Annotated in this window: 22 protein-coding genes; 7 read left to right on the top strand and 15 right to left on the bottom strand. The window is 62.9% G+C overall.

Translation table 11 applies throughout. The annotated features are described in order from the left end of the window. The first annotated feature begins 46 nt into the window (after window positions 1–46). Both BXY39_RS10250 and BXY39_RS10245 read left to right on the top strand, forming a co-directional pair. Window positions 47–1,429, top strand: coding sequence for an aldehyde dehydrogenase family protein (locus BXY39_RS10250; RefSeq protein ID WP_121938746.1), 1,383 nt, complete (start codon window positions 47–49; stop codon window positions 1,427–1,429). A 315-nt stretch (window positions 1,430–1,744) separates the two neighbouring features. Beyond that, entirely contained in the window at window positions 1,745–2,335 is a 591-nt protein-coding gene (locus BXY39_RS10245; RefSeq protein WP_121938745.1) for a DNA-3-methyladenine glycosylase I, read from the top strand. Window positions 2,336–2,445: 110 nt separating this feature from the next. Here the strand turns inward: BXY39_RS10245 and BXY39_RS10240 are convergent, their stop codons facing one another. From BXY39_RS10240 to BXY39_RS10230, 3 genes are all read right to left on the bottom strand, one after another. Beyond that, window positions 2,446–4,305, bottom strand: a complete 1,860-nt coding sequence (locus BXY39_RS10240) for a hydantoinase B/oxoprolinase family protein (RefSeq protein WP_121938744.1) — start codon at window positions 4,303–4,305, stop codon at window positions 2,446–2,448. Between the two features lie 14 nt (window positions 4,306–4,319). Then, window positions 4,320–6,374, bottom strand: a complete 2,055-nt coding sequence (locus BXY39_RS10235) for a hydantoinase/oxoprolinase family protein (protein ID WP_121938743.1) — start codon at window positions 6,372–6,374, stop codon at window positions 4,320–4,322. A 75-nt stretch (window positions 6,375–6,449) separates the two neighbouring features. Then, entirely contained in the window at window positions 6,450–7,394 is a 945-nt protein-coding gene (locus BXY39_RS10230; protein ID WP_121938993.1) for a hydroxymethylglutaryl-CoA lyase, read from the bottom strand. 515 nt (window positions 7,395–7,909) lie between these two features. On the opposite strand from BXY39_RS10230, the gene BXY39_RS10220 reads away from it, so the two are divergent. Beyond that, window positions 7,910–9,118 (top strand): CaiB/BaiF CoA transferase family protein, encoded by a 1,209-nt coding sequence (locus BXY39_RS10220; protein WP_211332184.1) that lies wholly within the window; start codon window positions 7,910–7,912, stop codon window positions 9,116–9,118. Next, entirely contained in the window at window positions 9,118–9,843 is a 726-nt protein-coding gene (locus BXY39_RS10215) for an isochorismatase family protein (protein ID WP_121938741.1), read from the top strand. Before BXY39_RS10220 ends, BXY39_RS10215 begins: the two co-directional genes overlap by 1 nt. Here the strand turns inward: BXY39_RS10215 and BXY39_RS10210 are convergent. Continuing rightward, window positions 9,840–10,508: a GntR family transcriptional regulator gene (locus tag BXY39_RS10210; RefSeq protein WP_121938740.1), complete on the bottom strand. Its 669-nt coding sequence runs from the start codon at window positions 10,506–10,508 to the stop codon at window positions 9,840–9,842. The two genes, BXY39_RS10215 and BXY39_RS10210, sit on opposite strands and share 4 nt — an antisense overlap. Window positions 10,509–10,790: 282 nt before the next feature. On the opposite strand from BXY39_RS10210, the gene BXY39_RS10205 reads away from it, so the two are divergent. Next, window positions 10,791–13,430: a TonB-dependent receptor gene (locus tag BXY39_RS10205; RefSeq protein ID WP_211332183.1), complete on the top strand. Its 2,640-nt coding sequence runs from the start codon at window positions 10,791–10,793 to the stop codon at window positions 13,428–13,430. Window positions 13,431–13,500: 70 nt separating this feature from the next. Further along, complete coding sequence (locus BXY39_RS10200) at window positions 13,501–13,845, top strand: hypothetical protein (RefSeq protein ID WP_121938739.1); 345 nt, start codon at window positions 13,501–13,503, stop codon at window positions 13,843–13,845. Window positions 13,846–13,874: 29 nt separating this feature from the next. On the opposite strand, the gene BXY39_RS19325 is transcribed toward BXY39_RS10200, so the two are convergent. The 6 genes from BXY39_RS19325 to BXY39_RS10175 form a co-directional block, all read right to left on the bottom strand. Continuing rightward, entirely contained in the window at window positions 13,875–14,024 is a 150-nt protein-coding gene (locus BXY39_RS19325; protein WP_170163752.1) for a hypothetical protein, read from the bottom strand. Between the two features lie 118 nt (window positions 14,025–14,142). After that, a complete protein-coding gene (locus tag BXY39_RS10195) occupies window positions 14,143–14,907 on the bottom strand; it encodes a GIY-YIG nuclease family protein (protein ID WP_211332182.1) in 765 nt (254 codons plus the stop codon). Continuing rightward, window positions 14,904–16,079, bottom strand: coding sequence for a DNA cytosine methyltransferase (locus BXY39_RS10190; RefSeq protein WP_121938738.1), 1,176 nt, complete (start codon window positions 16,077–16,079; stop codon window positions 14,904–14,906). Before BXY39_RS10190 ends, BXY39_RS10195 begins: the two co-directional genes overlap by 4 nt. Continuing rightward, on the bottom strand, window positions 16,076–16,492 hold the full coding sequence (locus tag BXY39_RS10185; RefSeq protein WP_121938737.1) for a very short patch repair endonuclease: 417 nt from the start codon (window positions 16,490–16,492) through the stop codon (window positions 16,076–16,078). The genes BXY39_RS10190 and BXY39_RS10185 overlap by 4 nt, the downstream gene beginning before the upstream one ends. Before the next feature lie 429 nt (window positions 16,493–16,921). Further along, window positions 16,922–17,629 (bottom strand): glutathione S-transferase family protein, encoded by a 708-nt coding sequence (locus tag BXY39_RS10180; protein ID WP_121938736.1) that lies wholly within the window; start codon window positions 17,627–17,629, stop codon window positions 16,922–16,924. Between the two features lie 279 nt (window positions 17,630–17,908). Next, a complete protein-coding gene (locus tag BXY39_RS10175) occupies window positions 17,909–18,355 on the bottom strand; it encodes an ABA4-like family protein (RefSeq protein ID WP_121938735.1) in 447 nt (148 codons plus the stop codon). A gap of 323 nt (window positions 18,356–18,678) precedes the next feature. Here BXY39_RS10175 and BXY39_RS10170 point away from each other — a divergent pair, with 323 nt between their 5' ends. Beyond that, the gene (locus BXY39_RS10170) at window positions 18,679–19,050 is read left to right on the top strand and encodes a hypothetical protein (RefSeq protein ID WP_121938734.1); all 372 of its coding nucleotides are present in this window, start codon (window positions 18,679–18,681) and stop codon (window positions 19,048–19,050) included. Between the two features lie 104 nt (window positions 19,051–19,154). Here BXY39_RS10170 and BXY39_RS10165 read toward each other — a convergent pair whose 3' ends face one another. The 5 genes from BXY39_RS10165 to BXY39_RS10145 form a co-directional block, all read right to left on the bottom strand. Beyond that, window positions 19,155–19,553 carry a nuclear transport factor 2 family protein gene (locus tag BXY39_RS10165; protein WP_121938733.1) on the bottom strand — a complete coding sequence of 133 codons (399 nt, stop codon included), beginning with the start codon at window positions 19,551–19,553 and terminating at the stop codon, window positions 19,155–19,157. Window positions 19,554–19,567: 14 nt separating this feature from the next. Further along, window positions 19,568–19,966: a nuclear transport factor 2 family protein gene (locus BXY39_RS10160; protein WP_121938732.1), complete on the bottom strand. Its 399-nt coding sequence runs from the start codon at window positions 19,964–19,966 to the stop codon at window positions 19,568–19,570. 51 nt (window positions 19,967–20,017) lie between these two features. Next, entirely contained in the window at window positions 20,018–20,773 is a 756-nt protein-coding gene (locus BXY39_RS10155; RefSeq protein WP_211332181.1) for an aspartate/glutamate racemase family protein, read from the bottom strand. A 510-nt stretch (window positions 20,774–21,283) separates the two neighbouring features. After that, entirely contained in the window at window positions 21,284–22,474 is a 1,191-nt protein-coding gene (locus tag BXY39_RS10150; RefSeq protein ID WP_170163751.1) for an alkane 1-monooxygenase, read from the bottom strand. Between the two features lie 98 nt (window positions 22,475–22,572). Next, the gene (locus BXY39_RS10145; protein ID WP_121938730.1) at window positions 22,573–23,307 is read right to left on the bottom strand and encodes an RES family NAD+ phosphorylase; all 735 of its coding nucleotides are present in this window, start codon (window positions 23,305–23,307) and stop codon (window positions 22,573–22,575) included. Between the last annotated feature and the right edge of the window lie 7 nt (window positions 23,308–23,314).

Raw genomic sequence — 23,314 nt, 5'->3', positions numbered from 1 at the left:
ACCCAGCAACCCGTTACAGACCAACAGCCGGACAAGGATGCGCCCCATGGATCAATGGACCGTCGTCAACCCCTACAGCCAGCGTGAAATCGGGACCGTGCCGCTCAGCGGCTGGGATGTGGCCGACGCGTGGTTCGACACCGCCGTCACACTGCACAGCCAGCGCAAAAACCGGCTGCCCGCCCATGAGCGCATTCGTGTCCTGGAGAAAACCGCCGGCCTGATGGAGGACCGGTTCGCCCAACTGGCCGACCTGATCGCCAATGAGGGCGGCAAGCCGCTGATCGACGCACGGGTGGAGGTGGCGCGCGCCATCGACGGCGTGCGGCTGGCGGTGAAGGAACTGCTGCATCCCGGCGGGCGGGACATACCGATGGACCTGACACCGGCGGGCGCCGGGCGCACCGCCTTTATCCAGCGCGAGCCCATCGGCCCGGTGGTGGCGATTTCCGCCTTCAACCACCCGCTGAACCTGATCGTGCATCAGGTGGCCCCGGCGGTGGCCGTGGGCTGTCCCGTCATTGTCAAACCGGCGGGCGATACGCCGCTGTCGGCACTGGCCTTTGTCAATATGCTGCACGAGGCGGGGCTGTCGGAGGACTGGTGCCGCTTCATCGCCTGCGGACAGGAGGTGGCGGAAAAACTGGTGACGGACCCGCGTGCCGCCTTTTTCAGCTTTATCGGGTCCGCCCGCGTGGGGTGGATGCTGCGTTCCAAACTGGCGCCGGGCACGCGCTGCGCGCTGGAACATGGCGGCGCGGCCCCCGTGGTCGTCGAGGACACGGCGGATGTGGCGGCGATGATCCCCCTGCTTCTCAAGGGCGGCTTTTACCATGCGGGCCAGGTGTGCGTGTCCGTGCAGCGGGTCTTCGCACCAAAAGCCATGGCGCGCGATATCGCCGAACGGCTGGCCGAGGGGGCGGTGAAACTGACGGTGGGCGACGCCGTCGAGGAGACCACCGAGGTCGGCCCCCTGATCCGCCCGCAGGAAGTGACCCGCGTGGCCGACTGGGTGGACGAGGCACGGGGCGGCGGTGCCGAGATACTGACCGGCGGCGAAAAACTGGGCGAGACGGCCTATGCGCCGACCGTGCTTCTGGACCCGCCGGCGGAGGCACGGATTTCCCGCGAGGAAATCTTCGGCCCGGCTATCTGCGTCTATGGCACCGACGGTCTGGACGAGTCCATCGCGCGGGCCAACGGGCTGGATGTGGCCTTCCAGTCCGCCGTGTTCACCAACCGGCTGGACGTGGCCATGCGCTGCATCGAGGATCTGGATGCCAGCGCCGTGATGGTCAACGACCACACCGCCTTCCGCGTGGACTGGATGCCCTTTGCCGGAAGGCGCAAATCCGGCCACGGCACCGGCGGCATCGGGTATACCATGCACGACATGACGCAGGACAAGATGGCGGTGATCCGGCTGTAGGCTCAGGGTTTTGTTTTGAGGAGCCGGGACGGTTCTCTGTCGGTTAGGGCCTTGCCAGCCCTCTCCCCCACGGGATGATTGTTTGAAGAGCTTAGCCGTCCCTCTCCCCCACGGGATTATTGCTCGAAGGGCCTTGCCAGCCCGCTCCCCCACAGGATGATTGTTTGAAGAGCTTAGCCGTCCCTCTCCCCCACCCGGCCACCCACGGGATCGTATGCTATGGGTGGCCGGGTGGGGGAGAGGGACGGCTAAGCTCTGCCCGATAAAATCAGCAGAGAACCAACCAGACCCTCCAAAACAAAAAGGACTTTTTCCATGAACACTCTGGAAACCGGTACGGACGGGCGCATGCGTTGCGGCTGGGTCGGGACGAACAAACCGCATTATGAGGCCTATCACGACACGGAATGGGGCGTGCCCGTGCATGACGACCGGCTGTTGTTCGAAATGCTGATCCTTGAGGGGGCACAGGCCGGCCTGAACTGGGAGACCATCCTGAAAAAGCGGGACGGATACCGCGCGGCCTTTCACGGTTTTGACGTGGAAAAGGTCGCCGCCATGAGCGACGCCGATCTGGAACAGCGCCTGAAGGACCCCGGCATCGTGCGCAACCGGCTGAAAGTCTTTGCCGCGCGCAAAAACGCCCGCGCCTTTCTGGACATTCAGGCCGAGCGCGGCTCCTTCGACGCCTATGTCTGGGATTATGTGGACGGCACGCCCATTGTCGGGCGCTGGGAAACCCTGGCGGACGTACCGGCGACGACGGCCATCAGCGACCGCCTGTCGAAAGACCTGAAAAAGCGCGGCATGACCTTTGTCGGGTCCACCATCCTGTACGCCTATATGCAGGCCTGCGGCCTGGTGGACGACCACGTCAGGGGCTGCTGGCGCTACTATGACGCCTGAAAACGGGGACGCCTGAAAACGGGGACACCTGAAAACCGGACTGAAAAAACGGGCGGGGCACACGGCCCCGCCCGGTTCTTTGATCATCTCTCCGGTCGTCTGTGCCGGTCTTACCAGCGCGGCTGGGTGGGCGCGGGCAGACCGGTTTCCGTTTCGCACACGGCGCGCAGGGTTTCCATATCCGGGCCGAAATTGAAAATTTCACCCTCGACCCGGTCTTTCGCCATGCCGGCGCGCGCGGCATCCGTCGCGGCCGTGTCGACGCTGCCGTCAGCCACCAGAACCACGCCGTAATTGGCCTTTGCCCCCTCAACCGTTACCAGGCCGCGCTTGACCTCCAGCGCCACCAGATCGGGGTCACGTTCCAGCGGGTTGCCCCAGCCGCCGCCGCCCCAGGTGATAAAGTCGAGGGTGTCGCCGGCCTCGACCTCGATATTGTCGCATTTGGAGGCGAGCACGCTTTCGGTTCCGTCCTTACGGCGCAGGATTTTGGTCGACCGCATGCCCGGCTTGCCGCCATTGACGCCCCAGGGATAGGTGAACCAGCGGTCGTCATGGATCGAGATGGAGCCCTTGTTCAAAAACTCATACGTCATCAGGATACCGTTGCCGCCCCGGTTGACGCCGGCGCCGCCGCTGTCGGGGATGGAAGTATAGCGCGTGATGCGCATGGGGAAGTAACGCTCCAGAAACTCGTTGGGCACATTGGTGAAGCCCGGCCACAGCGAGTGCCCGTCCGGCCCGTCGCCGAAGGGACGGCCGGGAATGCCGCCGAAACCGATCTGGAAGAGCTGGAACCAGTCGCCCGACGTGTCGTCAAAGCCGGAGAACATCAGGTGCGGGCTGGACGAGAAGCCGGCGGCATTCAGGAATTCCGGCTGGCCCTGCCCCAGAAGCGCGCCGAGCACGTCGAACAGACGGCCGAGGGCATGGGTCCGGCTGCTCAGCGCCGCCGGGAACTCGGGCTTGAGCAGGCTGCGTTCGGGAATGCGCACATCGACCAGATCGTAGAAGCCGTCATTGAACAGCACCTGCGGGTCGAAGACCATGATCATGTAGATGCCGAAGAACATCTTCAGCATGTTTTCATTGAGGTAGAAATTGATGGAGCCGGCGGCCTGCGGGTCGGTCCCGCCGAAGTCCAGCACCACCTTCTCGCCCTCGCGCCACATGGTGCATTTCATCTTGAAGGGGCCGTAGCCGCGTCCGTCGTCGCAGACATAATCCTCGAAGCTGACCTTGGTTTCCTGCACCGCGTTCTGGAACAGGGTCGCCATGGCGCGGCGGTTGCGGGCAAGCAGTTCATCGGTGGCCGAGGTAAAGACATCGTCGCCGAACCGTTCGCAGATTTCCTGAATGCGGCGTTCCGCCACCCGGCAGGAGGCGATGATGGCGTGCAGGTCGGCGCGGCACCATTCGGGCATGCGCACCTGGTGCAGCACCAGCTTCAGAATGTCTTCCTGAAGCACGTCCTTTTTATACAGCTTGATCGGCGGAATGCGGATGCCTTCCTCGAAGATGCTGGTGGAATCGGTGGGCATGCTGCCCGGCACCTTGCCGCCGACGTCCGTCTGGTGGCCGAACATGCAGGACCAGGCCACCAGCCGTCCCTTGCGGTAGATGGGGCGCAGGATCAGCCAGTCATTGTTGTGGCTGACGGCGCCCTCGCACGAATAGGGATCGGACAGCCAGATGACGTCGCCTTCCTCGATCGTGCCCTCATAGACATTGAGGAAGCCGCCGATAAAGCTGCCGAACTGACCGACGATCATCTTGCCGTCGCGGTCGGCGATCAGCGGGAAGGCGTCGCCCTGTTCGCGGATGCCGGGGCTCATCGCCGTGCGGAATAGCGTGGCGTCCATTTCGGTGCGGGCGTTGCGCAGGGCGTTTTCGATGATGTCCAGCGTGATGGTGTCCACATCGCGGCTGTCAAAGGGGGTGTCGTTCGTCTCGACAATGGTTGCTTTCATGGTGTCTCTCCCTCTCACGCCGACGGGTTGATGAGGATGTTGCCCATGGCGTCGACCTCGCCTTCATGGTCGGGCAGTATAACGGCGGTGCTGTCCATCTCGGTGACGATGGCCGGCCCGGCGATCCGGTCGCCGGATTCCAGTTTCGCGCGGTCGTAGATCACGGCGGGATGGGCCGCGCCGTCGATCCACATGCTGTGATCGCGAACCTTGGCCTGGGCCGGGTCGCCGTCGCCCTGCGGCAGTTTGGGGGCGGGCATTTCCGCGCCCTGCCCGAGGGCCACGGCCCGCAGATTGACGATTTCATGCGCCACATCGAGATTGAAGGTAAACAGCCGCTCATGCTCGGCGTCAAAGGCGGCCATCAGCCTGGCGAGGCCGTCGCCGTTTTCAAAATCCCCGAGGGCGATGGGCAGGTCCACCTCGAAGCCCTGACCGGCGTAACGCACGCCGGCCTCAAACGTGACGATCTGCTGATCGCGGGGCACGCCCTCGTCCTCCAGCTCCTTGGCGACGGTCTCGCCCATGGCGGTCAGCCATTCGGCCATTTCCGCGTCGGAGGTCTGGGTGTTGGTGCGGTTGAAGCTGCGCGCATGCTCATAACGCATCTGGGTGGTGGCATCGCCGGTGGCGCACAGGACGCCGGGGCTGACCGGCACCACCACCGGGTAACTGCCCATCAGCTTGGCCACCGCGTTGGAGTGGAGGGAACCGGCACCGCCGAAGCCCATCAGCGCGAAATCGCGCGGGTCATAGCCCTGCTGGACGGAGACGAGGCGCAGCGCGCCGTACATGTTTTCGTTGGCGATATCGATGATGCCCTGGGCGGCTTCCTCGCGGGTGACACTGAGCGCCGTGGCAACGGTGTCGACCGCCTTTTCCGCCGCCGCCTTGTCCAGTTTGAAGGAACCGCCAAGCAGATCTTCCGGCAGGTTGCCGAGAACCACATGGGCGTCCGTCACCGTCGGCTGCTCGCCGCCCTTGCCGTAGGCCGCCGGCCCCGGCTCGGCGCCCGCGCTTTCCGGGCCGACGCGCAGCGCGCGGGTCAGTTCCGGCACATGGGCGATGGAGCCGCCGCCCGCGCCGACCGTCTTGACGTCGAGCGAGGAGGCGCGCACCGACAGGTGCCCGACCGAGGTTTCGCGGCGCAGGCGCGGCTCGCCGTGTTCGATCAGCGCCACATCGGTGGAGGTGCCGCCCACATCCAGCGTCAGAATGTTTTTCAGGCCGGCATTGCGCGCCACCCACAGGGCGCCCGTCACGCCGCCCGCCGGGCCCGACATCAGCAGATTGACCGGCGTATGCTCGGCCTTTTCCGAGCTGACGAGCCCGCCGTCGGACCGCAGCAGATTGATGCGGCCGGCCATGCCGAGATCGCGCAGCTTGTTGCGCAGATTGGCCACATACATGGCCATGACCGGACGCACGAGCGAATTGGCGACCGTGGTCAGCGCGCGCTCATATTCCTGCATTTCGGGCAGGACCTCATGGCTCAGCGAAATCGGCAGGTCGGGGAAGACCTCGCGCGCGATCTCGGCGACCTGCTGTTCATGGACACCGTTGACGTAGGAATTGATGAGACAGATGGTCAGGGCCTCGACCCCCTCGGCCTTCAGGCTTTCCAGGGCGGCCTTGGCCTGGGCGCGGTCGACGGGCTTGACCACATTGCCCTGGGCGTCGAGACGCTCGACCACCTCGACCGTGCATTCCAGCGGGGCGAGCGGTTCCGGCTTCGGCCAGGTGATCCAGGCGGCAAGCCCCCCCGGCACCAGCGAGCGGGCGACCTGCATCATCTGCCGGTAGCCTTCGGTCACCACCAGACCGGTGCGCGCGCCCTTGCCTTCGAGCACGGCGTTGGTGGCCACCGTGGTGCCGTGCAGAAACTGGACGATATCGCCCGGTGCGATCCCGGCCTTGCCGCAGATGATTTCCGTCCCGCTGACAACGGCCAGGGACGGGTCCTTCGGGGTGGACGGCACCTTCTCGCGCCAGGTTTCGCCCGTTGTTTCCTCGATCAGCAGCAGATCGGTAAAGGTGCCGCCGACATCGACGCCCAGACGATAAGACATGATTTTTGTGTACCTCCCACCCGCACCCGGTCCGGCGCGGTTTCCAAGTTGATAGTCTGATGGCGGTCGGCCCGGTCAGGCCGCCGATTGGTCTCCCGCACCGGTCGGAAAGCCGCCGGCCTGACTGAGGGCGGACGGTGTCGGCCTGCCCAGCCGGTCTTCCACCCAGTGCGCCAGGTCGAGCATGGCGTCCAGCGACACGCCGCTTTCGACGCCGCTTTCCTCCAGCATGTATAAAAGATCTTCCGTCGCGATATTGCCGGTGGCCTTGGGTGCGAAAGGACACCCCCCCAGTCCGCCGACGGACGCATCCAGCGTCACCGCGCCGGCACGGTAGGCCGCCCAGGCATTGGCGATGCCGGTGCCGCGCGTGTTGTGGAAATGCGCCCTGAGCGGAATGTGCGGCACCGCGTCGCGCACGGCGGCGACCAGATCGCCGACCCGCCGCGGCGAGCCGACGCCGATGGTGTCGGCAAGCGCGATTTCGCGCGGGTCGCACTCGGCAATGCGTTTGGCCATGTCGACCACGCGGGCCGGGTCGACCCGGCCCTCGAACGGGCAGCCGAACGCGGCGGACAGGGTGACCTGGGCGCTCATCCCCTCGGCCCTGGCCAGACGCACGATGTCAGCCGAAACGGCGACGGATTCGTCCGATGTCTGACCCTGGTTCCTGTCCGCGAAGGTGTCGGAGGCAATGGCGACGGCGCCCAGTTCGTCGATGGCGGCCTTGCCGGCAGCCGTGTTTTCCCGTGTCGCCAAGCCCCTGAGCGCGCCGCGCTTGTTCAAGACCAGACCGATATAGGTGACGTCATCGCGCACCGGCAGGCCCGCGACCACATCCTCGGCGTCGGCCATTTGCGGCACGCGCTTGGGATGGACGAAGCTGGCCACTTCCAGCCGCCGCACCCCGGCGTCGATGGCGCGGGTGATCATGGTCAGCTTGTCCCCGGTCGAGAACAGGACCTTTTCATTCTGCAGGCCGTCGCGGGGGCCGACCTCAACAATTTCAACTGGCGCCATATCGGTCATCGAATTCCGTCTCTATATTTCCGTATTTCAGTCTGTCTTTAACAGTGATCATACGCGGCCACCGCCTAGGCGGCACGATCCGGCCGTATCCCCGGCCACCTCATGCCCCCGTCCATCTCATGCCCCTGTCAAATGCGGCCATACCGGGCCGCACCGGAGCGCTCCCGGACCGCCGTCATACCCGCCGGATCGGCAGCCTATCCAAATTGACTGGATATTGTATACATATTTTGTATACAATTTGCCAGCCGCAGGTCCAGCCCCATTTTACGGCGCCGGCCGGCCCGGTGCCCATGGGGCGGATCCGGGACCGCCCGAACCGGACAAGGGGACGGCGCGCGGCAGCGGAATCAGAGCCGCCCCCGGCACCGCCGGTCATCAGGCCGGCACGCTATCCGACCGGTAAAATACCGGGGCGGCGGCGAAACAGAAACAGGAAATGCCCGGGCCCGTCCACAAGGGCCGCGGGCAACGGGTTACATAGCGGATTAAACAAGGAGAATACCGTGGCTGACGTCCCCTCCCCGCAGAACACGCCTTTCGGCGCCCTGCAAGGTTTGCGCATGATTGAACTGGGCCAGTTGATCGCCGGTCCGTTCTGCGGCCAGCTGATGGCCGATCACGGCGCCGAGGTCATCAAGGTGGAGCCGCCGGAAGTGGGCGATGCCATGCGCAACTGGGGCCGCAACAAACCTGTCTGGTGGCCGGTGGTGGCGCGTAACAAGAAATCCATCACCCTCAATCTGCGGCTGGAGGAAGGCCAGGAAATCCTGAAGGACCTGATCAAGGACGCCGATTTCCTGCTGGAAAATTTCCGCGCCGGTACCATGGAAAAATGGGGCCTGGGCTATGAGGACCTGGCCAAGATCAACCCGCGCCTCATCATGATCCGGGTCACCGGCTTCGGGCAGACGGGGCCGTATGCCAAGCGCGCCGGTTACGGCGTCATCGGCGAGGCCATGGGCGGCATGCGCAACCTGGCGGGCGACCCGTCGACCCCGCCAAGCCGGGTCGGCCTGTCCATCGGCGATTCGCTGGCGGCCACCTATGCCACCGTCGGCGCGCTGATGGCCCTGCACCGGCGCGAAATCACCGGCAAGGGACAGGTGATCGACAGTTCGATCTACGAATCGGTGCTGGCGATGATGGAATCCACCGTGCCCGAATATACCGAGGCCGGCTTCATCCGTGAGCGCACCGGCTCCATCCTGCCGGAAGTGGCGCCCTCCAACGTCTATCCCGCCACCGACGGCGACGTGCTGATCGCCGCCAACCAGGACAGCGTGTTCAAACGCCTGACCGAGGCCATGGGCCGGCCGGAGCTGGCGGACGATGCGCGCTACAACAGCCATATGGCGCGCGGCAAGCACCAGAAGGAACTGGACGACCTGATCGCGGACTGGACGAAAGGCTTCAGCGCCGCCGAGCTGCTGACGATGATGGAAAAGGCCGGCGTGCCGGCGGGCAAGATCTACAAGGCGCCGGACATGCTGACGGACCCGCATTATCAGGCGCGCGAGGCCATCGTGCCGGTGGCGCACCCGGACTTCCCCAATCTGAAAATGCAGAACACCTTTCCCAAACTGTCGGAAACGCCGGGCGAAATCCGCTGGGCCGGACCGGGCCTGGGCGCCCATAACGACGAGGTATACGGCAGCCTGCTCGGCAAGACGGCGGACGATCTGGCCGCCCTGAAAGCCAAAGGGGTGATCTGATGCCGAAAGCGCCGGAAGACGTGAAAGACGGCGACCTGGCGGCGGACTACCGCGCCGCCGGCTTCGGCGGGACGCTGGGCATGCCGCGCAATCCGGCGCTGCTGGTCATCGACATGTGCCTGGCCTATCTGGCGGAGGACGCGCCGCTCTATGCCGGCATCGAGGCGGAGCGGGCCAATATCCGCCGCCTGTTGGCGGCGTTCCGCGCCGCCGGAAGGCCGGTCGTGCACACACGGGTCGAATATATGCCGGGCGGCGCCGACGGCGGCCTGTTCTTCAGGAAAGTCGCGGCGCTGGCCTGTTTCGAGCGCGGCAACCCGCTGGCCTGCTGGCCCGACGACCTGGCGCCGAAAGTGGGCGAGGTGATCGTCACCAAGCAATATGCCAGCGCCTTTTTCGGCACATCGCTGGCCAGCACGCTGACGGCGATGGGCATAGACGGGGTGATGATCACCGGTGTCAGCACATCGGGCTGCGTGCGGGCCTCGACGCTGGACGCGTTGCAGAACGGTTTTCTGCCCATCGTGGTCGAGGACGCCTGCGGCGACCGCGACCGGGCCGTCCACGACGCCAATATTTTCGACCTGCAGGCGAAATATGCCGACCTGGCGACCACGGACGCGGTGATCGCCGAGCTTGACAAGACCGAACCGGGCGGGACTGAGCCGGGCGGAACCGCGCTGGACGGAACTGAACTGGACAGGGCTGGCGAAAAAACCGCTTAAGGGGCGGCAAAGCCGCCGCCGGGGCGGTAGCTGGCCATGAATTTGCGGTGCGCGGCGCGGATGTGGGCCTGCATGATCGCCTCGGCCCAGGCGCCGTCACCGACGCCGAGCGCCTCGATCAGTTCGCGGTGGTGTTCGTTCGACTGGCGCAGATCCTCGACATTGTAGCCGAGCGCGGTCCGCGCGACGATGGGCGGCTGCACCAGGCTGGACAGCATGGTGGCGAGCGGGGCGCTGTCGGCCGCCTGCAACATGGTCATGTGGAATATCTTGTTTTCCGCCAGAAACAGATTGACGTCGAGGTCGGCGGCATCGTCGGCCAGCATGGCCTGAATGGTGCCGAACGCCTGCTTCAGGGCGGCCATGTGTCCGGGACCGATGGCCGCCGCCGCACGCCGGGCGACGACCCCTTCCAGCATGGCGCGCAGCTCGAAAATGTCGTGAATGTCCTTCAGCGACCACTGATTGACGAAAGTGCCCTGATTGGGGCGGGTCACCACATAATGGTCGATGGCCAGCCGGCGCAGGGCGTCGCGCACCGGTGTCCGGCTGACGCCGCACAGGCGCACGAGGTCCTCTTCCTTCAGATGGGTGCCCGCCTCGAACACACCGTCCAGAATGTTGCGGCGGATGATGTCGTAGGCTTTTTCGGTCGCCGTTGCCATAAGATCCGTCTTTGCCCTTCAAATTTCCGCCACATTGTATACAATGGCGACCATTGTGCAACACTGCCCCGTCACAATACCCATTGCCGCGCGGTCTCATGGGCAGATGTCATGCCGCCGGCGGCCGGGTGTGTCATAGTGTGGACACGAAAGGATTTGTTAAGAGTAAATGCGTATTCCTGAAAAGCGTTTTACGAGCAAATCCCGCCGGACCATCGCATGTTACGAGTATTACGATCTTCGGTACAAGCATAGGGGCAACCATATACTGGGAGGATCGCCATGGCCGACATGCCAAGGGCCAATCAAGACACACTGCCGGGCGCGGCAAAAAATATAAAATCCGCGCCGCACTTCGTATCCGGCACCGGATGCAAAAACCCGCAACACTGGAGATATTCCGCAAGCGCGCTGGTCATCGGCCTGGCGCTTGGCGGCATGACGCCGGCGACACCGTCGGCCGCCGCGCAGGATGCGCAAGGGGAGGCGGATTCCTTCACGCTGGAGGAAATCGTCGTGACCTCGCGGCGGATCGAGGAACGCCTGACGGACGTGCCCGCGACCGTCTCGGTGCTGACGGGCCGCACCATCCGCGACGCCGGCATCGAACGGCCCGAGGATTTCATCGGCCTGACCGCCGGTGTGACCATTGTCGACGCGGCGGAAGTGGGCGACACACAGGTCAACATCCGCGGCATCAACGGCGCGCGGGACGCGGAAAACAGCTTTGCCTTCATGGTCGACGGCATCCTGTATACCAACCCGGCGGCCTTCAACCGCGAATTTTCCAATCTGTCGCAGATTGAAATCCTGAAAGGGCCGCAAGGCGCCATTTACGGCCGGAACGCGGCCGCCGGCGCCATCATCGTCAACACCCAGACGCCGGACGCGAACGGCCCGGTCACCGGCCAGGTGGAGGCAAGCGCGGCCAATGACAACACCTTCTACGCCAACGCGGCGCTGAGCGGCGCGATCGTCGAGGGCAAGCTGGCCGGCAGCATCGCCGCCGACTGGCGTTCCAGCGACGGCTTCTTCCGCAACGACTTCCTCAACGACAAGGTGGTCGACGATTTCGAGAACTACAACATCAACGGCCGTCTGGTCTACACGCCGACGCCCGATACCACGTTCGACTATAAAATCCGTGTCGGCGAGGTGGAGGGTGCCGCCATTTCCTTCGACGCGGCCTTTGCCCTGCCCGCCTTTGCCGGGGTCAACCCGGCCTGGAACCAGGATGTGAACGATCACGAGTTCTCCTTCCAGCCCAATATCAACCCGCAGAACGAGCAGGACACCTTCGAGACCTCGCTCAAGGTCGAGCATGACATGGAGTGGGCGACGCTGACGGCCTGGGGCCTGTACAGCGACATCGACAACTTCTTCTTCTCGGACGGCACGTCCGGGGCCTTCGGCTTCTTCAATGACGAGCCGACCTGTGAGCAGTCCACCGCCGACCTGTTCGGCAATTTCACCCTGCCGGCGCCGCAGGTGCTGGGCAATGTGCCGGAAAGCCTGTTCAACCCGGCCTCATGGCCGGCAACGGACGCCAACGGCAACCCGACACAGCTCGGCTCGGTCTTCGGGCCCTATACGCCGACCACCTGTGACGGCACGCAGTTCCAGCTGCGCGACCAGACCGACATCAGCTTCGAGATCCGTCTGGCCGGTGAGCTTGACAATGCCCGCTGGCTGCTCGGCGCCTATTATCTGGACATCGACCGGCAGGTGGCCGTCAATCTGGGCATCGACCGCGGCCAGGGCGTGATCCCGCAGCCCTTCAACGGGCCGGAGACCAGCAACCCGACCGAACAGCTGGTGTGGGACGATTTCGACAGCCGGGTCTTCGCCTTCTTCGGGCAGTTCGCCTATGACGTCAGCGACCGGATGGAGCTGGCGCTGGCCCTGCGCTACGACAATGAGAAGCGCGAAGTGCGCAGCCTGGTGCCGACCGACGCACGGTCCCAGTTCGTCGATTTCGACGGCGACGGGGTGTTTAACGGCGGCGCGCCGCTGAACCCCGGCCTCGACCCCGCGTTCGGCGGCGGCGCGCGCGAGAATGAGCGCACCTTCTCCGAGTTGCAGCCCAAAGTCAGCCTGACCTATGACATCAGCGACGACATCACGGCCTTTGCCAGCTGGGGCATCGGCTTCAAGTCGGGCGGGTTCAACAATCAGGGCTCGGCGGCGATCATCGAGGCCTTCTTCAACCAGCCGCTCGGTGCCAATCTGGGCATTTCGGATGTGTTCGAGGAAGAAACGTCGAGCGCCTTCGAGGTCGGCGTGAAGGGCAGCGCGGCTGACGGCGTCGTCAATTTCGAGGCCGCCGGCTATTATGTCGAAGTGGACGACATGCAGTTCTTCGAGTTCCTTGTCGGGTCCTTCGGGCTGCTGCGCGTGGTCTCCAACATCGACGAGGTGGAAATCCGCGGTCTTGAAGCGTCGATCAATGTGCGGCCGAACGACTGGTGGCAGGCCTATGCCAACGCCAACGTGCTGGACAGCGAGATCAACGCCAACAGCGCGCGGCCGGACACGGTGGGCAACGAGGCGCCCTACACCCCGGACTACACGCTGAACATCGGCACCCAGTTCAACCTGCCGGTCAATGACGGGCTGGATGCGATCATCCGCGCGGACTGGCAGCTGATCGGGCCGACCTGGTTCCACACGGTGCAGGATCAGGACCGTCCGACCGTATTCGGCGCGCCGGGCAACTACGCCTCGACCCAGCGGGACAGCTATCACACGCTGGACATGCGCGTCGGCTTCCAGTCGGAGACATGGTCGCTGATGGCGTTTGCCCGCAACCTGACCAATGAGGACATCATCGAGGAAGTGATCCCGGCGCCTGAATTCGGCGGGTCCTTCCTGCAACCCGGGGCGCTGCGCCGCTGGGGCATCGAACTGGGCTACCGTTTCTAAAACACCGGCCCGGTTTCGGACGAAATGTCAGACAAAACAGCGCGCCACCCGGCCATGGCCGGGTGGCGTTTTGCGTGGACCATCGGCGGACCGTCCCCTGACAGCGGCCGGAACCGCCCGGTGCCGTGCCGCCCGGCGCCTTGACGACGGCTTCTGGGCGCCGGGGGACTATGTCGGGCTGAAGGCCACGTTCCTTTACGCCGAGCACACCACGGTGCTGGACCGCTACCTTATCGTCGAACCGTCGGGCACCCGCCGGGTCCACACCTGGCTGGAATACATGACCCCGGACGGCCTGTCGGCGGACCTGGCCGAGGCCGGCCTGATCAGCGGGCCGGCCCTGGACGCGGTGCGCGGCACACCGTGGCGCAGGGATGATCAGCCGTTCGCCCTGATCGCGCGGAAGCAGGATTGAGCGCAAGGCGCGCGCAGGAGCGCGGCGGGTCAGTCGTCCTCAGGCACACGGCCCCGGTCCACCGCCCGGCGGTGCGCGTCGGGCACATACCGGGGCAGGTCGCGGGCATCGTGCGAAAGACGGCTGATGACGATGGCATACCGCCGAGGACTGAAAATAGTCTTCCCAATATCGGCCAAGGAGCACGCCTGAGCAAAGCCCATCATGGGCTTTGGATTACAGGTCATGCTTTTTTAGTGCGCGGCACGGAGTGTCCTCGATATTCCCGATCACCTCTTCGGTCAGCGCGCGGCTTATTCAAGATGTAGCGATAACGTCACCAGCGGGATAATGGCGGGCTTCCTTGTAAAGTATAATGTGGCTGGGCAATTTCGTCGCCTGCCAACCTCTTGGAAGAGCGCGCACAATTTGCTCGATAATCCCTCGTGCCGTTACTGGACCCAGCTCATTGATTTCAACCAAGGTAGCGTCGAAATCCGGATGCGGTTTTCGGGAACGAACGGCAGCCGTCTGGAAACGAAAAACGTAAGGCAAAGCTGTTTTTAGATCGGACAAGAACTCCGCCGCATGTCCATTACGGCGCCCGGCAAACCTAATGGGGTGATCAATATCTATAGGAAAGGTCAGATCGAAATGCCCTTCCTTGAACTTGGTTGTATCGCGCTCACGGCCCGGATCGTTGGAGCCGAATCCGCTTCCGTTCCAACTCACTTGCCGTAAACCGCCATAGTGGCGAATTAGTTGGGACTCTAAATCCACCGCCGTGAAAACGTAGATCCGGACAGCCTTGAAGGAAACCCGAGCTGTATCGAGGCCAACGCGATGCATGATCTTCAAGGCATGCCTCCCAAGCCGCTTTCTTAGGCCAGCTTCCGCGTCGGTCTTGCCAATGTAAACGAGGTTTCCATCCAAGAAGAGTTGATAGACGCCCTGCGCTTCGGGAATGGACGTAAGGTTCTCTGGGTCCAGAAGAGCCGGATCCATTTCATCAAGAACACCTATAAGGTGGCTTAGCAAGGCATTCGGAAGGTCGAATTCGAAATCCACATAGCCTGGAATCATGCGACACGCGTCTCCAACTCCAACGACTTGAGATGCTCCCGAACATCGCGGGCAAGCGCCGCGGCAAGATTGACGGGTACGGCGTTACCAAGCTGGCGCATGGTTTCGGTCCACGACCCATGGAAGAGATAATCGTCTGGAAAACATTGAAGACGCGCGCTCTCCCTGACGGTGAAATATCTGACCGAGCCATCGGCTCGCCTCAGCATGTTCTCACCACCGGGAACACCGTGAACGCCAGCCTTTAAAGTCTTGGCCGGTTCGTCCATGGGACTACCCGTGTGGCCGGGATAGGAACGAGCACCCGGTTGGAAACGATGGTTCAGGATTTTATTCTCTCTTTTCAATTTTTCAGGATCGGGCAAATCGTTAATAGCGTCGCGTACGGTACGCCAAGCCTTTTCATGAGACGCATGGTCCAACCGCTCGACCACTTTCAGGGCCCGTTCCGAAATAAGTCTCTCTTTTTTAGGGACCTTATGGCGATCCCAGTAAGTGCCTTTCACTTGATCCCAAGCCAAGGCGTTCCAAGAATGTGTTCCTTCCGGGAACCGCCATTCAAGACCAAGGTCATTTCGAAAGCCAACAATGAAAACACGCTCTCGTTTTTGTGGAATACCATAATTCGCCGCGTTCAGGACACGAGCAACGACATTGTAGCTCAACCCCTTGTCGGTGCCACTGGTGTGATGGCGTTCCAATCGCCCTAAATGCTCCGTCCAGGTTTCATCCTTTTTGGCGACGCACTCGGGGTAAACAAGCTGTAGTTTAATATATTCGAAATAGCTCGTGAAACTGGCGCGAGTAAGCCCTTTTACGTTTTCGAACATGAAAGCCTTCGGTTTCGCTTCTCGCACCGCCCGCACCGCCTCGGGAAACATATCTCGTTTGTCCGCTTGCGCTTTGTGCTTTCCTCCCAAAGAGAACGGCTGACAAGGCGGTCCTCCGGAAACCAGATCGATTTCACCTTCCAAGTGCGAAAAAGTCGCGCGTCTTACATCCGCTTGCCTCAAGGGCCATGATTTCACGGGAGCGATATCGCGCCGCTGATTTTCACGAATCGTATCACAGCAATAGGGGTCCCATTCGAGAACCATGCTGGGATGAAAGCCTGCCTGGCTGATACCCAAGCCAAGACCACCCGCCCCGGCAAATAACTCTATTGATCTCATTTTGCCTCCAGAAAGCCTTTTATATTAATCAAGAGATCATCAAGGTTATTTAATTGACATTCCCATATAATCATAAATCGCCAACCAAGATCTCGTAACTGTTTTTGCTTCTTTATATCACGCTCACGATTTGCTTCTAGCTTCGGCAACCAAAAGTCCAGACGTGTTTTTGGCAATCGCGCCAATTTACAATCCTTATCAGGGTGTCTATGCCAAAAGCATCCATGAACGAAAATGACCTTGCGCCGAGAAGTGAAAACAAGATCCGGATTACCCGGAAGGTCGCGCCGATGTAGGCGATAACGATAACCTAGGCCATGCACGAGACGCCGTACGGTCATCTCGGGCTTGGTATCCTTGGCCTTAATGCGGCCCATCCGCTCGCTGCGCTGTCTCTTGGAGAGGGTATCCATATATCGTACCAGTGCTTGCTTTGTTCTTACCGTATATTGTGTACAGCGTCCAATTCATTCGTGATGGAGGACATATTGGATATCAGGCTAGGACCGCTTGGTGCCTCTCCGTCAATCTCCCCAGGCATGATCCGGCGGTGCATAAGAAGGTGTAGCCTCCCACCGTCCGACGGGCGGGCAATGACGTCCTCGCCAAAGTCAAACCACCGTAGAGCCGTACCGATCCGTGAGCCTTGAAATCATCAAAACCCGGAAGACGAAGGGCTTCAGCCCTCTATCGCGCGGCACCGATGCGACCGACATACAGATTGACCATGCGAAGAACGGCGCCAAGCCCTCTTTGCACACTGAAAACCGTTAGAGCCATATGGAGTCACAGGCGCGCGGGCGAACCCGCCAAGCCATGCTCGCTTTCGTCCCCCTCGCGCCCTAAGCCCCGTCTTCCAATGGCGTGATATAGTGGGTCAGCGGTGAGGCGATGAGCATGCCGTAGGCGTCGGTTTCGACCCAGAAAAAGGCGTCGTCGGTCTTGATCAGGCGGCCGTCGACGGTGGCGCCGTTCAGCGCCGTCAGGCGCACGGGCGCGGGGTCCTCGTCCGTCACCGGGCGCGACCAGCTGAGCGGCGGGGCGAGGCTGCGGCGCAGTGATTCGGTGGCTTCTCGCATGCGCGCGGACCACGGGCCCAGAACGGGCTCCTGGAGCCACAGGGTGCGCCAGGCCGGCTGGTCCATCCAGCTGAAGGACACGATGTCGGCCAGGCCCAGTTCATCACCCTGGAGAAAGGCGCGGCCGTCGCGCATCTGCCGCGCCACCAGGCCGCCATGGGCGCGCATGATCCCTTCGGGTGTGTCGGCGGGGCGTTCGGTCATGCGGTCGCGCCAGGCGGTCAGCGCCATGGGCATGCCGCGATTGCCGTTGGGGAACAGGGTCGGCGTCGGTGTCTTTTCTTCGAGAAAGGTCAAAAGGGCGTCTTCACCCAGAATGGTCAGCCCGTCGATATTGGCGGCCACCCGCGCGCCGTGCTGCACGCCGAGGCCGTGCCGGCGGTGCCAGGCAAAGCCCTTGACGGCGAACACCATTTCCGCCGTCCGGCCCGCCGCCGGGTCCTGCCAGTCCAGACCATGTTTTTTCGGCACGCATTTTCCCCATACCGTTTGCGCAAAACACTAGACTATAACGCGATTCATTTTCCGCACGAGGGAAATGACCGAATAAATGACAACGTGTCCGAGAATGCGCCAAAGATAGCGGCAAATACGGCACAGGCCGAACCGGTGTCCACCGGCCTCGGCACCGGCGCTGGTACCGACCTTGGCGCAAGGAAGAGCCGACGCGGGCCGCCAAAAGGACGGCGCAAAAGAATGGCCCGCATGCCGCGCCGAAACGCCGCAAACGCGGCAAGCGCGGCGCGGGGCTCAATCCTCGGCCAGGGACAGGCCGCCGCCCCTGACCGCGCGCACGGCCATATAGAGCAGCAGGCCCACCGGCCCGAACAGATAGGTGCCGAGCAGGCAGGGCACGGCCACGATGTGGGCGATGCCGCGCCGCACGCCGTCACGGCCGATCCAGGCGCCGATGAACAGGTCGAACACCAGATAATGGGACCAGCCGGTGATGACACCGTTGGGATGGTCGAACAGCAGGGCGACCCGCGCCAGGCTGGAAAAGCCGACACCGTCGGCGGACTGGCCGAACATCATGCCCGCCGCGAGGCTGACGGCATAGATCGCCCCGATCACCACCGGGTAGAGGGCCGAGTGCACGATGCGCGCGGTCAGACGCGCGCGGGGCAGCAGGAGCAGCAGCGCCCAGGCCGGCATGACAAGGGCGTTGAGGATCAGATACAGGGTATTCCACGTCATGGCAGGCGGACCTCGGGATTTTTTAAAGGGTTCGGGTGTTAAAGGGTGTCGGGGGTTCAAGGGTGTGTATGGGATGGGCACGGCACGCGCGCCGGATCAATGGGCGGCCAAAATAGCGGCCAGAATAGCGGAGAGCGGCGGACCGGGGAACACCCGACGGAAGGCCGGGCATCAGGCGCCTGCGTCAACAGGTCCCTTGCCCGGCCCTGCCCCGATGGTGGCCGGTGTGTTAGGGTTTCACGCTGTTACACGCGGGGTAGAGATACAGCAGACGACGAGTACGGTGAAACACGATTACAGGGGACCATAGGGAGATACGCCCCATGCTGATTGTCGCAGCCATACTGACCGTTGCCGTCGGACTGATGCATTCGGTTCTGGGCGGGCGGTACCTGATCGCACCGATCCTGAAAATGGACGGCCTGCCGGTCATTCTGGGCAGCCGATCGCGCACACGGCTGACGCTGAAAGCGGGCTGGCATGCGGCATCGCTGACCTGGTGGGGCCTTGCCGGCGTGCTTGTGCACATGCAGGTGGTGCCCGGCGGCACGGACGCGGCGTTCCTGACCATGGTGTCGGCGGTCTTCGGCCTGGCCGGACTGGCGGCGCTGATCCTGTCCAGGGGCACGCATCTGTCCTGGGTCTTTTTCCTGCCGGTGGCCCTGATCACCGGGTATAGCGCCGTGCTGTCATAAAACAGGCCCGCCGCCAACGGTGTTACCGTCGACAGCGGGCCCGGCCCACACAAACCGTGTCCGGCACCCCCTCGGGCGAGGAGGGACCGGGTCAGAAAACGATCTCAGACGAGGACGTTGGCGCCGCTCATATACACGTAGACCTCCTGAAACCTGTCATCGAGGATGCGCCAGAAATTGGTGTTCTGCATGCGCGTCTCGTTGCCGTCGGCGTCCACCAGCACGACGTTGAAGACGGCGCTGACGCGGCCGTTCTTTTCGTCAACCGTGCAGACGAAATCCTTGTGGATGATGGTCTCGTAGCTGTCGAAAAAGGTCTGGAACATCTCGCGGATTTCCCCCTTGCCGTGGTGGCGGGTGTGATCCGTCTGGATGGTGAACAGGGCGGTGTCGTGGAAACAGGCGAGCACCGCGTCCATGTTTTTGGCGTCCACATTGGCGAAATAGCGCTGGGTCGCCAGATCAACCAGGTCCGCGCCGCTGAGCGATGATGGATATTGCATGGATCAGCCCTCCCTCATTTCAGCAGATTGCTGCCGGACATATAGACATAGACCCGCTCGAACTTGCCGTCGCGCAGGTAAAAGCGGTTGCAGTTTTCATAGCGCTGTTCCTCAAGCTCGAGGGCCTTGGGCTCGATCTCGACCGAGAACTGGCTGCAAATCGCCTGCTGGTCCACATCGACGGTGTGGACGAAGTTGCCGTGCCAGATGCGGCCATTGTCCTCGAACAGGCGGGTGAACATTTCGCGGATGCCGGCGTCGCGCCCTTCATGCAGGGTGTCGGACGTCATTTCATGCAATGTGGCATCGTCGTGGAAGCAATCCAGCGTCTTTTCCAGGTCCTTGGTGTCAACACCGTCGAAATAGCGTTTGGTGACGATATTGACATAATATTCGTAGGGCAGTTCCGACATGGGCAATGTGTCCTCCGACTATGTACAGATGGCGCGGCGGTTAGGGCCGCCTTATCCCGCGTCCGGCAGGGCGGCGCGGATAAATTCGTCCCGGCCCACTTCGGGCGTGGGGAAGGCTTTCTTGGAATGGCCAAGGCCGAGCGAGAGGAACATCTCGCACATCTTGTAGCAGACCAGTCCCGGATTGATCACCGGCACCGGCAGGTTGGCGGCCAGATATTCGGCCGACTGGTGCATGGTGGTGGACCCCAGCACGATCACGTCGGCGCCGTCTTCCTCGATCGCTTTGGTGCTGGCCTCCAGCAGCTTGCCGAAAATGATGTCTTCCTTGCCGGCCAGCAGTTCCTCGACATCCGGGCGGGTGCGGATGGACCGCAGGGAGGCCAGGCGTTTTTCCAGCCCGTATTCGGTGATGGTTTTCTGATACAGGGGGAACCATTCGTCCCACATGGTGACGATGGAAAAGGATTTGCCCAGTGTCATGGCGGCGTGGAAGGCCGCCTGTCCGGGGGCGAAAACGGGAATGGACAGGCGCGAGCGCAGGGCATACAGGCCTGAATCGCTGACGGTGTCGATGCACACGGCATCATAGCCCTCGTTCTCGGCGTCGATGCCGGCCTGAAACACCGTCCAGTCCATCAGCAGCATATCATGATAGGAATCGCCCAGCGCCGCGCCCCAGGGAACGGCGACGAAATGCGGTTCGAACCCGGCGCCGATCACCTCGGCCGGAAGCTGGGCGGCGCGGTTGGCGACGCCGGCCTCGTCCATGGGTATGGGCACGATCACCTTGATTCGTTTTGTCACGCTGCTTTTCCTCCCCCAAAAACACATAACTTCAGAAATGCATGGCCAGAGCGCTGCCGGTGCGGCCCTTTCATCTGGCCGCACCGGAACGGACACCCCAATCTGCGACATATTGTATACATAAACAACGCCGCCTTTCAACATCGCGGCGAATAGATCGTCAATCACGATATTTTGTATACAGGAATCCGCTATAAAAGCGGGGCCAGGCCGGTGTGGTCCCGGACACTGGCGCAACCGGGGTCATGAGCAAATACGCGCCTATCAAGAAGGACAAAGACATGCCCGGCGGACTTCGCGGCGGCGGGCCTGCCACGCGCGGGCTGATTGGCGTGCTGGCTGATCATGCCGGCTGGCATGCCGACCGACCGACCCGGCGGGCGGACTGCCGGCTTTCTGTCGCAAACCGTATCAGGGGCGACCGTATCGGGGGCGACCGTATCGGGGAGCGGCCCGGCCAGGCGTCGCCGGTTTCAGATGTGGTGCCCTGCCGTCCGGACGGGCCGGTGGCTAGCCGGCGGGAGCGACCGCCCCGGCGTCGCCGGTCTCGCCCGCCGGGCGGTGCCAGCGCCGGAAAGCCGTGTCGCGGAAAGACGGCTTGATATAGGCACGGGTCATGTCATGGCCGACCTGGGCGGCGAGACGCCTGTCCATCACACGGAACCAGACAGGCGGCAGCCACGCGGCCAGATACATGGTGAAATAGCCGGCGGGCAGTTGCGGCGACGTGTCGAAATGGCGCAGGCACTGATAGGGCCGTTCGGCATGGGCGTGATGGTCCGAATGGCGCTGAAGGTGCAGCAGCATGACGTTGGAGACGATATGGTTGCTGTTCCAGCTGTGATGGGGCTGCACCCGTTCATAGCGGCCATCGTCGCGCTTTGCCCGCATCAGGCCGTAATGCTCGATATAATTGGCGCTGGACAGCATCAGATTGGCCCACAGCGCCGTGCCGAACAGGTAGGGCAGCACCCCGATCCCGAAAGCCAGCGCCAGCAGCCCGTAGAGGCCGAGGGTCAGCGCCGTGTTCTGCACCAGCTCGTTTTCGAAACTGAAGGCGGACTTGCCCTTGCGCGCCAGACGCGCGGTCTCGATCGCCCAGGCGCGGCGGAACCCGCCGGGCAGTTCATGGAGGACGAATTCATAGAAGTTTTCGCCCATGGCGGCGGTGGCGCTGTCCTCGGGTGTGGCCACCCGCACATGGTGACCGAAATTGTGTTCGATGCGGAAATGGCCCATGCCCGACATGGCGAGCAGCAGACGCGTCATGAACAGGGAGACGGGATCGCGCCGGTGGCCCAGTTCATGGCCGGTGTTGAGCGCCCCGGCACAGGTCATGCCGGCGGAAATGGTGATCGCCAGATAGGCGCTCCAATGCAGGGTGTGGCTGCCGACATACCAGGCACTGACAATCCACACCAGATAGACCAGCGGCACGACGGCAAAGGCCGTCCAGCGGTAATAGCGGTCATCGCGCAGAAAGGGGATGGCCTCGCGCGGGGGGTTGGTCGGGTCCTCGCCGTACAGCGTCTCGACAATGGGGGTCAGCCCGTAGAAGAAGAGAAAGGGGATCCACAGCATCCACACCGCGCCGAAGCTGTCATACAGCCCCAGTGCGACAAGGGGGATGAGCGCGGTCAGCGGCGCCAGCGCCCACAGATGGCGTTTGCCGTCCTTCCACGGCATCACGGTGTCGGACATGGTTGTCTCCCTTTTTCCCGTGAACCAGATTTTCATTTAGTGATAAAATTGTCAATTATTTTCCGGACGTGCCGATACAGAGCCGGACAGAGCAAGGATCAACCGGTCATGCCGAGCAACGCATCATGCGACACGCTTTCCGTCGTGGCGAGGGGCCCCCGCAAAATCAGAACCACGTCTTCCTTGAACGCGACCTTGACGGGCCGGGTGTCCGTCGTCCGGGTATGCGGATCGATGGCGTCCCAGGACAACAGGGCGGCATTGGCCGCATCGTGCGGATCGCGCACCGACCGATACAGGATGATCCCCACGCCCACACTCCGGGCTTCGTCGGCAAAACGTTGACACAGGGCATAGTCGGCCCTGTCCGCGAAGGCCGGGTCACACGCAAAGGGATCGCACCGCACATCCACCGCGCGGTCATGCCGGCCGGTGAAAGCGAATGCCAGCGCCGGCAACGGCGCGGACGGCAAGCCGTTCCGGCTGTCCAGATAAAAGCGCAGCCGCCATGCGATAAATTCATAGAGCGCCGTCCGCTCGCCCTCCGAGGCGTACAGCACCCCCGGCACGGTTCCGGGTGCGCGAAAGCGCGACCCCCGGTTTTCCGGCCGATAGCGAAAAGGAGCGGTCAGCAGATACAGGGCCGGATTGTCCGGAATACCGGAGGGAAAGGACGGCTTGGCGGCCTCCAGCAAGGTTTCCAAGCGGTCCAGTTCAGGCCCGTCATCAACGAGAAGACTTGTCGCGTCCCGAGCCTGATCCTCGACAACGCGATAAAGCCTGTTTTCATAGGGCGTGACCGCCGCCGCGATATCCTGCCCGGACCAGAGCATTCAAATG

This window comes from Eilatimonas milleporae (assembly GCF_003688555.1).
Classification (GTDB): Bacteria; Pseudomonadota; Alphaproteobacteria; order Sphingomonadales; family Kordiimonadaceae; genus Eilatimonas; species Eilatimonas milleporae.
Note: the sequence above shows the minus strand (reverse complement) of the source record. Positions and strands in the feature narration are given on the sequence as shown.